This is a genomic window from Luteococcus sp. (genome assembly GCF_043424415.1).
In the GTDB taxonomy this organism is placed as follows: Bacteria; Actinomycetota; Actinomycetes; order Propionibacteriales; family Propionibacteriaceae; genus Luteococcus.
The window spans coordinates 1-11,153 of sequence record NZ_JBHWOO010000041.1 but is presented as its reverse complement, the minus strand read 5'-3'; the positions used below and the strand labels follow the sequence as shown (position 1 = coordinate 11,153).

The 11,153-nt window shown below is 64.1% G+C and carries 9 protein-coding genes and 1 pseudogene; 7 read left to right on the top strand and 3 right to left on the bottom strand.

The window, feature by feature from the left end; genetic code table 11:
• The 6 genes from ACHFFZ_RS02205 to ACHFFZ_RS02180 all read left to right on the top strand — a co-directional run.
• On the top strand, window positions 1–582 hold a 582-nt coding region (locus tag ACHFFZ_RS02205; protein ID WP_394275032.1), incomplete at its 5' end, for a MurR/RpiR family transcriptional regulator.
• Between the two features lie 151 nt (window positions 583–733).
• Complete coding sequence (locus ACHFFZ_RS02200) at window positions 734–2,884, top strand: alpha-glucoside-specific PTS transporter subunit IIBC (RefSeq protein WP_394275031.1); 2,151 nt, start codon at window positions 734–736, stop codon at window positions 2,882–2,884.
• Window positions 2,767–3,045, top strand: coding sequence for a glycosyltransferase (locus ACHFFZ_RS02195; protein WP_394275030.1), 279 nt, complete (start codon window positions 2,767–2,769; stop codon window positions 3,043–3,045). Before ACHFFZ_RS02200 ends, ACHFFZ_RS02195 begins: the two co-directional genes overlap by 118 nt.
• Window positions 3,046–3,245: 200 nt before the next feature.
• Entirely contained in the window at window positions 3,246–4,508 is a 1,263-nt protein-coding gene (locus ACHFFZ_RS02190) for a glycosyltransferase family 4 protein (protein WP_394275029.1), read from the top strand.
• 3 nt (window positions 4,509–4,511) lie between these two features.
• The gene (gmd, locus tag ACHFFZ_RS02185; protein WP_394275028.1) at window positions 4,512–5,558 is read left to right on the top strand and encodes a GDP-mannose 4,6-dehydratase; all 1,047 of its coding nucleotides are present in this window, start codon (window positions 4,512–4,514) and stop codon (window positions 5,556–5,558) included.
• Between the two features lie 74 nt (window positions 5,559–5,632).
• The gene (locus tag ACHFFZ_RS02180; RefSeq protein ID WP_394275027.1) at window positions 5,633–6,601 is read left to right on the top strand and encodes a GDP-L-fucose synthase family protein; all 969 of its coding nucleotides are present in this window, start codon (window positions 5,633–5,635) and stop codon (window positions 6,599–6,601) included.
• A 7-nt stretch (window positions 6,602–6,608) separates the two neighbouring features.
• Here the strand turns inward: ACHFFZ_RS02180 and ACHFFZ_RS02175 are convergent, their stop codons facing one another.
• From ACHFFZ_RS02175 to ACHFFZ_RS02165, 3 genes are all read right to left on the bottom strand, one after another.
• The gene (locus tag ACHFFZ_RS02175; RefSeq protein ID WP_394275026.1) at window positions 6,609–8,102 is read right to left on the bottom strand and encodes a PH domain-containing protein; all 1,494 of its coding nucleotides are present in this window, start codon (window positions 8,100–8,102) and stop codon (window positions 6,609–6,611) included.
• 206 nt (window positions 8,103–8,308) lie between these two features.
• Window positions 8,309–8,794 (bottom strand): PH domain-containing protein, encoded by a 486-nt coding sequence (locus ACHFFZ_RS02170; protein ID WP_394275025.1) that lies wholly within the window; start codon window positions 8,792–8,794, stop codon window positions 8,309–8,311.
• Window positions 8,795–8,826: 32 nt separating this feature from the next.
• Window positions 8,827–9,486 carry a DUF1707 domain-containing protein gene (locus ACHFFZ_RS02165; protein WP_394275024.1) on the bottom strand — a complete coding sequence of 220 codons (660 nt, stop codon included), beginning with the start codon at window positions 9,484–9,486 and terminating at the stop codon, window positions 8,827–8,829.
• Window positions 9,487–9,773: 287 nt separating this feature from the next.
• Here ACHFFZ_RS02165 and ACHFFZ_RS02160 point away from each other — a divergent pair.
• A pseudogene (locus tag ACHFFZ_RS02160) lies at window positions 9,774–11,122 on the top strand (peptide MFS transporter); the annotation flags it as partial.
• Between the last annotated feature and the right edge of the window lie 31 nt (window positions 11,123–11,153).

Here is an 11,153-nt window from a genome sequence, read left to right as displayed (position 1 = left end):
ATTCTGCGGGAAGAACCGGAAGGGTCCTGCTATGATGTGAATGTCATGGATGAACTCCATCGCTTCTATGAGCAGACCGTGGACAAGCTCTGCAGCCGCAACTTCGATAATGCCAGTGCCCTCGTCCATGAGGCCAACCGGATTTTTACCTATGCGTCAGGCTACGTCCAGAACAATGTCGTCCAGGAATTGAAACGCCTGTTTTTCTACGACAATGTCATGCTCTACGACGTGCCGGCGCGGGAAGAATTTCGCAATCTTATCCGGACCATGACCAAAGACGACTTATTCATCATCGTTTCCTTTTCCGGCGAATCGCCGGCTGTCAAGGAATTGGCCCAGGCTTTGAAATTACGGGATATTCCCTTTATTTCCATTACCCGCTTGCATGACAATACCCTGGCGTCGTTATCGACGGTCAATTTTTATGTCTCGCCAGCCCGGTTCCAGATTTATGATAAGGAGGATGACCACGTCGCTTTCCAGTCCATGATGCCCTACTTCATCCTGGCTGAAATCTGGTATGTGAAATATTGTATGTATCTGCACCACTTAAAACAAGGAAAAGAGGCTTCCCGATAGGCTGTACCAAAGTACAGGAAATGTACCAGGTTACAGGCCGGGGGCCACGTGCCAGAACGCCGCGAATCTATTGTATTCGCGGCGTTTTTTGTATATCCTGTTACTAACGATAATCTTATGTACTTTGTTTCACAAACGGGAGGAATTGCATATGTCATTCAACAAAGACCGTGTGATGCAGGAATTGCAGCGTTTTGGCGGCGCTATGTACACACCGGTCATCTTATTCGCCTTCTTCGGGCTGACCGTCGCCTTGTCGATCATCTTCAGCAACACGGGTCTCTTCGGCAGCCTGGCAGAAAAAGGGACTCTCTGGTACGATTTCTGGTACGTCGTCCAGCAGGGGGCCTGGACGGTCTTCAATCAGATGCCGATCCTCTTTGCCATCGCCGTTCCCATTGGCTTTGCCAAGAAGGAACAGGCCCGCTGCGCCATGGAAGGCTTCGTCATCTACATGGTCTTCAACTATTTCATCGCCGGTATCCTGACCCTGCACGGCAGTTACTTCGGCGTCGATTACAGTCAGGACGCCGGTGCCGGTACGGGACTGGCCATGATTGCCAACATCAAGACCCTGGACATGGGCATGCTCGGCGCTATCTTCATCGCCTGCATCTCGGCGTACTTGCATAACCGTTTTTATGATACAGAAATCCCGGACTGGCTCGGCATCTTCAAGGGCCCGGCCTTCGTCGTTGCCGTCGGTTTCCTGGTCATGCTGCCCATGGCGCTCCTCTTCTGCTACATCTGGCCGCCCATCCAGCACGGCATCGAACAGTTCCAGTTCTTCCTCAAGACCAGCGGCATCTTCGGCGTCTGGGCGTACACCTTCTCGGAACGCATCCTCTTGCCGGCCGGTCTGCACCACTTCATCTATCTGCCCTTCATCTACGGCCCGGCTGTCTGCGACGGCGGCATCCAGGCGTACTGGCTGCAGCACCTCAATGACTTCGCCACCAGTGCTCATTCCCTGCGGGACCTGTTCCCCCAAGGCGGCTTTGCCCTTCACGGCAGTGCCAAAGTCTTCGGCCTGCCTGGCGCAGCCCTGGCCATGTACTATTGTGCCAAACCGGAAAAGCGCAAGAAAGTCGCTACCCTGCTCATTCCGGCTACGATTACAGCCGTCCTCTGCGGCATTACCGAACCGATTGAATTTACCTTCTTGTTCGTCGCCCCGATCCTCTATGTCGTCCATGCCGTCTTAGCGGCTACCTTGTCGGCGACACTCTATTTCATCGGCCTGTCGGGCAACTTCGGCGGCGGCCTCATCGACTGCTTCGTCCAGAACTGGATTCCCTTGTTCCGCTATCATGCCTGGACGTACATTTTACAGATTGCTATTGGCCTCGGCTTTACAGTCATTTATTTCGTTGTCTTCCGCTTCCTCATCCTTCACTTCGATTTGCCTACGCCGGGCCGTACCGACGATGGCGGCGAAGATAAATTGTTCACCAAAGCGGAATATAAAGCCAAGAAAGAAATGGAAAAGAAAGGCATTGCCGGCGGCGCCGATGCCCTGAAAGCGCAGGTCTTCCTCGACTGCCTCGGCGGCCCGGACAACATCCGTGAAGTCACTAACTGTGCGACCCGCCTGCGCGTCACGGTCAACGACCCGGATAAAGTCGCTGCGACCAGCAAGTTCACCAATGCCGGTGCCTTCGGTCTGGTCAAGAACGGTCATGCCATCCAGGTCATCGTCGGCTTGTCCGTCCCCAATGTCCGCGGCCACTTCGATGCCCTCATGAAAGGGGAAATGCCGGCAGTCGCAGAAAGTACAGTTCCGGAAACGAAAGAAGCCCCGGCAGAAAAAACGGCCGCTCCGGCTGCTGAAGCCGTCGTTTCCGTCGATGAAGACGACCGTTCCATGAAGCTGAAAGCCTTCGTTTCCGGCGACCTCGTCGATATCAGCGAAGTGCCGGACGATGCCTTCTCCCAGAAGATGATGGGTGACGGCGTGGCTATCAAGCCGTCGAGCGACACCGTCGTTGCACCGGCTGATGCGACCGTTTCTATGATTATGGAAAGCTCGCTCCATGCCATCGGCCTGGAACTGAGCAACGGTGCCGAAGTGCTCATCCATATCGGCCTGGATACGGTCAATATGAATGGTGAAGGTTTCACCCTGCTGACCGAGCAGGATGTCAGGACGCCATGGCCACGGCCGATGTCTATGTGCTCCCGTCGGTGGACGAGCCATATCCCATGTCTGTCCTCGAGGCCCTGGCGGCGCGGCTGCCAGTCGTTCTCACCGACACGTGTGGACTGGCTCCAGCGGTGGGCGGGGCCGACGCCGGCACCGTGACGACAAACGCCCCGGAGGAGATTGCGCCAGCTGTCAGGAAGTACTTGGCCAGCGATGAACTGCGTCGTGAGACGGCCGACCGAGCACAGGAACTGATCCGGAACGAATTCTCCATGAGGCCGATCGTCGACCAGCTGGTGAAGGCCTACCAGGGCAACTGATTGCACCTGTCGGCGCCGGGCTGAGTGCCTGCTGTGAGTGGAGGCTCAAGTCCGGTTCCGTTGCCTCATTGTCTGTATCGTTGCGTTCGCTGGCCACCCCTGCGGGGCGGCGGCTTCGCGCTCGTGGATCCACCCAATCGCGGTGATCCGCGAATCATCGGGGGATGGTTCGGTGCGAACTTGATTATAGGAGTGACTGCATGAAGATCTTGACGATCGGGGTGAACTACGCGCCGGAAATCTCGGGTATCGCGCCCTACACGGCGGCGATGGCGGAGGGTTTGCAAGGTCTGGGGCACCAGGTGCGCGTGATCACCGGCATTCCCCACTATCCGCAGTGGAGCAACTACACCAATTTCTCGGGCCTCACCCGTCTGGAGACCATCAAGGGCGTGCCGGTGCGTCGTGTCCGGCACATGATCGGCTCCGGCGGTATGGGGCTCAGCCGCATCCTGCAGGAACTCACCTTCGGCCTCGGTGCCGTCACGAGCGCCTGGAAGCAGCCCGACGTGGTCCTGTGCGTCAGTCCGGCCCTGATCAGCACCTCGCTGCAGGTCTTGCGCGGCAAGCTGCCCGGCCAGCCGCCGATCGTGGTGTGGGTGCAGGACCTGTACAGCAACGGAGCCCGTGAGATCGGCGGCAACGACTTCAAGGGCCGACTCCTGGGCAAGCTCGAGTCGGCGGTGCTGCGCCATGCCGACGGTGTGCTGGTGATCCACGACCGCTTCCGCCGCCACGTGGTTGACGACTTGGGTGTCGATCCGGCCAAGGTGTGCGTCTCGCGCAACTGGAGCCACATCGACAATTCGGTGGCGGGTGATCCACAGGCGGTGCGCCGCACCTACTTCGGTGACGCCGAGCTCGTTGCGCTGCACACCGGAAACATGGGGGCCAAGCAGTACCTGGAGAACATCGTCGAGGCTGCTCGTCTTGCCGACGAGCGCGGCTCGTCTGTCGTCTTCGGTCTGGTCGGGAACGGCTCACGCCGCGATGCACTCGCCGAGCTCGGGGAGGGGATTGAGCATCTGGTGATGGTGCCCAGCCTCGATGACGAGGAATACGCAGCCATCCTTCAGTGCGCCGACGTGTTGCTGGTCAACGAGAAGCCCGGCCTGCGGGAGTCTGCCGTGCCCAGCAAGCTCACCAGCTACTTCGTCCAGGGCAAGCCCGTCGTGGCCGCCACCGAGACCGACAGCGCAACCTCCGAGGAGGTCAGGGCAGCAGGCGCTGGACCCGTCATCACTCCCGGTGATCCGGCGGCCCTGTTGACGACCATCGAGGACACCGCACGGGCCAAGGACCGTGCTGAGGAGTACGGCAGGAGCGCTCGGACCTTCGCGGCCGAGCACCTGTCTGCCGATTCGGCCTACCAACGTGTCGCCGGCTGGCTCTGCGGGCTGGTCGACAAGTCTGTGGCTCATCCGGGGCCGCGCCGAGGGATCAACACCAAGGAAACGGAGTAAGCCATGGCCAAGAAGGCCTTCATCACCGGCATCACCGGCCAGGACGGCTCGTACCTTGCCGAGCTGCTGCTCGCCAAGGGCTACGAGGTGCACGGACTCATTCGTCGAGCCTCGACCTTCAACACCCACCGCATCGACCACATCTACGTCGATCCGCACGACGACTCGGACACCAAGCTGTCGCTGCACTACGGCGACCTGTCCGACGGTGCCCGTCTGGTCACCCTGATGGACAGCATCCGTCCCGACGAGGTGTACAACCTGGCCGCCCAGAGTCACGTGCGCGTCTCCTTCGACGAGCCTGAGCACACCGCCGACACCACCGGCACCGGCACCGTCCGCCTGCTGGAGGCCGTGCGCCAGGCCGGCATCAGCCCGCGCTTCTACCAGGCGTCCACGTCGGAGCTGTTTGGTGCCACCCCGCCGCCGCAGAACGAGGACACCCCGATGTACCCGCGCTCGCCCTATGGCGCGGCGAAGATGTACTCCTACTGGATCACCAAGAACTACCGCGAGGCCTACGACCTGCACGCGGTCAACGGCATCCTGTTCAACCACGAGTCTCCGCGCCGTGGCGAGACCTTCGTCACGCGCAAGATCACACGCGCCGTGGCTGCGATCAAGGCCGGCCTGCAGGACGATCTCTACATGGGCAACATCGACTCGATCCGCGACTGGGGCTATGCGCCGGAGTACGTCGAGGGCATGTGGCGGATGCTGCAGGTGGACGAGCCCGACGACTTCGTGCTGGCCACGGGCCAGCCCTACACCGTGCGCGACTTCCTCCAGTTCGCCTTCGAGGCCGCCGACCTGGAGTGGGAGAAGTACGTCAAGTTCGATCCCCGCTACCTGCGCCCCACCGAGGTGGATGCCCTCATCGGCGACCCCTCGAAGGCCAAGGAGAAGCTCGGCTGGGAAGCCAAGGTGCACACGCCTGAACTGGCCCGCATCATGGTCGAGTCCGACATCAAGGCACTCGAGTCCGGTAGGGCGCACGACGTCGACATCCCGAAGACGGAGTGGGCCGTCGACTGGTCCAGGAAGAACTGACCTGCCACGAACGGCGCCGGGAAGATCCTGGCGCCGTTCGTCGTTTCCATGATCAAGACCACCGGGGAGAACACATGACCGAGAACTTCACACCCGCGCCGCTCGAGCGCGATGCCGTCGTCTACGTCGCAGGCCATCGCGGCCTCGTGGGTGGCGCGATCCTGCGGCACCTGACCGAGCAGGGCTTCACCAAGATCGTCACCCGAACCCACGCAGAGCTCGACCTCACAGACCGTCGGGCGGTGGCCGACTTCTTCGCCGAGACGAAGCCGACCTACGTCTTCCTGGCTGCGGCCAAGGTGGGCGGCATCCTGGCCAACAACACCTACCCCTATGACTTCATCAGCCAGAACCTGCAAATCCAGGTGAACGTGATGGACGCCGCACTGGAGCAGGGCGTCGACCGCCTGCTCTTCCTGGGAAGCTCCTGCATCTACCCCAAACTGGCCGACCAGCCCATCACGGAAGACGCACTTCTCACGGGTTATCTGGAAGAGACCAATGATGCCTACGCCATTGCTAAGATCGCGGGCATCCTGCAGGTGCAGGCCGCCCGTCGACAGCACGGCGTGCACTGGATCAGTGCCATGCCCACCAACCTCTACGGCCCCGGTGACAACTTCTCGCCCAAGGGCTCACACGTGCTGCCCGCACTGATCCGCCGGTACGACGATGCCGTCGCGAGCGGAGCCGAGTCGGTGACCAACTGGGGCACCGGAAGCCCGCGCCGCGAATTCCTGCACGTCGACGACATGGCCTCGGCCTGCCTGCACCTGATGGAGCACTACGACGGGCCCCAGCAGGTCAACGTGGGTACCGGCACCGACACCACCATCAAGGAGGTGGCCGGCCTGATCGCCGAGATCGTCGGCTACACCGGCGAGGTCGAGTGGGACACCAGCAAGCCCGACGGCACCCCGCAGAAGCTGCTCGACGTGGGCAAGCTGCGCGGCGAGGGCTGGGAGCCGAAGTACGACCTGCGCTCCGGCCTGGAGAATGCCATCGCGTGGTACCGCGAGAACAAGGACGACATCCGCGAGTGAGGCCGCCTCAGTCCTGGGCATCCGGCGGTGGGGCCACGGTCCCGACGCCGGGCCCCAGGCCCGGGGCCTCGACGGTCAGCGAGGCGTACCCCGTGACCGGCGCGGTGTCGGTGTCTGCGCGCGGGGGTGCGACCTGACGACGTTTCGCGTCGCGGCGCCGTGCCTCCCGGCAGGTCTCCATCTGCGCCAGCACCAGCTCACGGGCGGTGTGCTGGTCGAGCTCGTGCGCCAGCAGGGTGGATCCCGTTGTGTCGAGCTGCACGTCGGCCAGCCCCAGGCGGCGCTGCAGCGGACCCGCCCTGAGGTGGGCCGACTGCACCCGGGCATGGTGCACGACGCTGGTGGTGCGCACCAGGCCCCCGTCGGCGGCGACGAAGACGTCCTCGGTACGGCCCCAGCGCAGGCTCTTCCAGATGAAGGGGTGCAGCTTCCTCGCACGCGGCGGTGCCGGGTGCATCTGCACCTGGTCCAGGCGGAAGCCCGGCCAGACGGCATCGATGGCCAGCGCGACCTCGTCCGAGGTGCCGGCCGGAAGCAGGATGTCGCTGGCGGAGTCCTCCTCGTCACCAGAGCCGTAGCCGAGCACGTCGATGGAGACCCGGTGCAGCCCGAAGGGACGCCACAGCAGGTGCTGGGTGACAGTGATGCCCTGGATGCGGTCGGTCGGCAGGGTCTGGCTCACCAGGGTGGTCATGCCGCGGGACACCTTGAGCGCCTGACCGGACCGCACCAGGGCGTAGTTCCACTGCTTGACGACGGAATTGCCGATGATGCCGGCCAGGGCGGTGAGCAAGGGGATGATGCCGACCACGGCGCCGAACTCGCGGGCCCAGGTCATGCCGGCGATGGCCGCCACGCTGAGGGCCAGGGTCACCAGGAAACCGGAGGAGAGCACCGCCGCCAGCACCAGACGCTGCGGGGGCACGCGCAGCAGCACCGTCTCGTCGTCGGCCAGGTCGTGGAGGGCGTCGGCGGTGGCGCGTGAGGCGGCCGACTCGGCCACCGTGGTCTGCTGGCCGTGGGCCCGGGCCACCAGGTAGTCGCGCATCTGGTAGGCCCGGCCGCGGCCCAGGAACTCGATCGTGCGGCCCTCGCTGGCGCCGACATCGATGCGCAGCTGTGCCAGGCCGAGCAGGCGTGCGGCGAAGGGCTGGACCACGTCGACGGACTGGATCTTGGTGAAGGGGATCTTGTCCGAGGAGTGCTGGATGAAGTTGTGCTCGATGCGCACCTGCTGGTCGTCGATGACGAAGCGGGTGGTGCGCCAGCTGAAGAAGCCACCGATCCCGGTCACGACCACATAGACCGCCAGCAGGAAGCCGAAGAAGGCGATGTCGCGCACACCGAAGTGTTCGCCGTCCTTGCCGAGGCTTTCCAGCAGGTCCTTTCCCACCAGGAAGACCAGGCCGACCAGGGCCATCCAGCCCTTGATCACCGGTGTGGCGGGGTGCGGCCGCTCCATCACCGACCGGGTGGTGGTCGTGGCGCTCGCCAGGCTCACCTCGTCCAGAGGGACGGGCTCATCGCGGACTGGCTCATCATGGGCTAACACATCGTGGGCTGACACATCGTGCACGGACCCATTGGGGGCGGGCTCGTCCGTCTCGACGGCAAGTGGTTCCGGGCACGCGGGAGGGGGCAGCTGGTCCAGGTCCACGGACTCCTGCGGCCCGGGAGTGGTGCCGGGCGGCTGGGGGAGCTGCTGGTTCACAGGCCCACCGCCTGCTGCTCGCCCAGCTCGGTGAGGCGCTCCCGCAGGGCGTCGGCATCGTGCTGCGCCAGGCCGGGAATCGTCGCATCGGTGCTGGCCGAGGCTGTCTGCAAGGTGACGGTGGCCAGGCCGTGCTGGCGTTCGATGGGGCCGGAGTTCACCGTCACCACCTGCATGCGGCCATAGGGCACCACCGTCATGCGACGCCACATCAGGCCCTCGCGGATGTACAGGTCGGTGCCGCGCTCGGCATAACCCCAAACCTTCCACACCCGGCCCATCCGGACCCAGCGCCAGGCGATCCAGGCCACCGAGGCCAGCGCCAGGGCGGCACCGGCCCACCAGTGCCAGAACCAGCCCAGGGCGATGCAACCGGGCAGCAACAACAGGGGCCAGACGATGAGGATCATCCGGCGCTTCATCGTCAGGTAGGCAGGTGAGAGCGTCTTCCACTGGTCGGCGGGCGGGTCGAAGGTGTCCACCCCCGCAAACCTACGGCACGAGGCCTCAGGCGTCAGACCCCGATCCCCAGACGTTCGGCCAGGCCCTTGTGATACGGACCGGTGACGGTGATCCCGCCCATCAGCACCATGCCGCGCAGGATGATGCGAGGCGCGCCGGCCGGTGCGGGGGCCAGGCCACGGATCTTGACGTCGGACATGATGTTGGTGGTCTCGTCGACCACCTCCACGCCATCGGGGACCGTCACCTTGATCTCGCCCAGCACCACCGGCACGGTGACGATGCACTCGCGGTCCTCCATGACGGCCTGGCGCAGGTCGAGGCGGGCATCGCCCAGCAGCACCAGGCCCGTGGTGCGCCGGCGCATCCGCCACACCCCCTGGCGACGAACCGTGCCCAATACGGTGAACAGGGTGTCCGCCGCCTGCTCCTGGTGGGAGCTGTCGACCACCAGTCGCGGTTGCGAGGTGGCCACCTGGCGGGGCATGCGCTGGACGTCGGTGGGGACGAGATCGGCGGTCAGGGGGACGAGGTCGGCGAAGGTGCGCGAGCGCCAGACCTTCTCCAGACGCTCGGAGTGCTCGTCACGGGTGATGCGTCCTTCAGAGTAGGCGGCATTGAGGACGCTGGCGACCATCTCGCGGTCGGCATCGGCGCAGCGAATCTGGAGATCGCCGGGCACCGGGGGGTCAGAGGGCTGGATGGAACTCATGGCACGAGGCTAGGCCGTGGATGGCTCCACGGGAGACGACGAAGGTCGTGCCGCGGCATCCGATCGGGGACGAGTCAGGGTCCACACGGCCCAGAAACCTCACCGACTGGCAAGCACGGGGGTCCCCGGCAGGTCTCGGAAAGGATCTCATATCGTGGGCGCGCCCCGACGAAAGATCGCGTGCAGGCAGGGCATCGTGCGGCAATGGAGCGGCGCGCGACTGTCAGGCAAAAGGAATGCCCGTGACGTCGAGGTCCTCCCACCAGACCACGCAGGCCACCCGCTGACGTCCGGCGACGGTCCGCACCGGGCCGTCGGTGGATGACAGTGGACTGTTCGGCCAGCCCCGCGGCCTGCCGTGGATGCTCCAGGTGGAGATGTGGGAACGCCTCAGCTGGTTCGGCATGCGCGCCATCCTGCTGTACTTCATCACCGACACCTTCGCCAATGGCGGCCTCGGGCTGGACAAGTCCACCGACCAGGTGATCATGGCCACCTATCAGGCGGCCGTCTGCTTCCTCACCATCCCGGGCGGCATCTTCGCCGACCGCATCGTCGGCCCCTGGCGCTCCACCCTCTACGGCGGCCTGGTGATCATGGCCGGCCACGTGCTGCTGGCCGTGCCCACCGTCAGCACCTCGTGGATCGGGCTGTTCATGATCGCCTTCGGCACCGGCTTCATCAAACCCCACCTGTCGACCATCGTCGGCGGGTTCTACGACGCCGACGACCCTCGCCGCAAGGCCGGCTTCCAGCTGCTCTACATGTCGATCAACGTCGGCTCGCTGGTCTCGCCGCTGATCACCGGCTGGCTCAAGGACCACTACGGCTACCACGTCGGCTTCATCGCCGCCCCCATCGGCATGGCCTGTGGCCTGGCCGCCTTCTACTACGGCCGCGGCCGGCTGAGCCAGTTCGCCTATGACGTGCCCAACCCGCTCAAGCCGGGCGAGGGCCGCAGGATGCTGCTGTGGTCCGTGGCCTTCTGCGTCGCCGTCGTCGCCCTGACCTTCATCTACAAGCCCATCTTCGACGCACTGGCCGAGGGCATCGCCTACGTGGTCTTCACCGTCGCCACGGTCGCCTCGGCCCCCCACTTCCTGATGGTGTTCCACAGCCCCAACGTGACCGCCGGCGAGCGCAGCCACCTGTGGACCTTCCTGCCGCTGTGGTTCGGTTCGATGCTGTTCACCATCATCTTCGAGCAGGCCGCCAACAAGATGGCCAGCTTCGCCAAGGACAACACCAATGGCGCCACCGGACTGGGCAGCCTGACCATCAGCCCCGAGGCCCACCAGTCGATCAACCCGCTCTTCGTGCTGATCCTCGCCCCGCTGCTGGGCTGGCTGTTCACCCGCCGCGCCGGCCGTTTCCCACCACGGCGATGAAGTTCGCGATCACCGCGGTGATCATCGGGGCCTCGGCGCTCATGATGGGCTGGGGCTTCCAGAACTTCCCCGGCGGCACCCGCCTGGCTCCGTGGTGGTTCCTGGCGCTGGTCTTCACCATCCAGACCCGCGAGCTGGGTGATGTCGCCTTCTACTACGGACTGGGGGCGGTGACCATCGGCGTTGCCGTGCTCTTCGCGATCATCTCGCCGTGGACGCAGTCGAAGATGAGCGACATCGGGCGCTGACCCTCGCACCTCCGGCCGGCGGCCACACAGG

Coding starts and splice junctions, on each gene's coding strand:
- ACHFFZ_RS02200 (WP_394275031.1), top strand. CDS start 734: ATGTCATTCAACAAAGACCGTGTGATGCAGGAATTGCAGCGTTTTGGC.
- ACHFFZ_RS02180 (WP_394275027.1), top strand. CDS start 5,633: ATGACCGAGAACTTCACACCCGCGCCGCTCGAGCGCGATGCCGTCGTC.
- ACHFFZ_RS02190 (WP_394275029.1), top strand. CDS start 3,246: ATGAAGATCTTGACGATCGGGGTGAACTACGCGCCGGAAATCTCGGGT.
- ACHFFZ_RS02165 (WP_394275024.1), bottom strand. CDS start 9,486: ATGAGTTCCATCCAGCCCTCTGACCCCCCGGTGCCCGGCGATCTCCAG.
- gmd (WP_394275028.1), top strand. CDS start 4,512: ATGGCCAAGAAGGCCTTCATCACCGGCATCACCGGCCAGGACGGCTCG.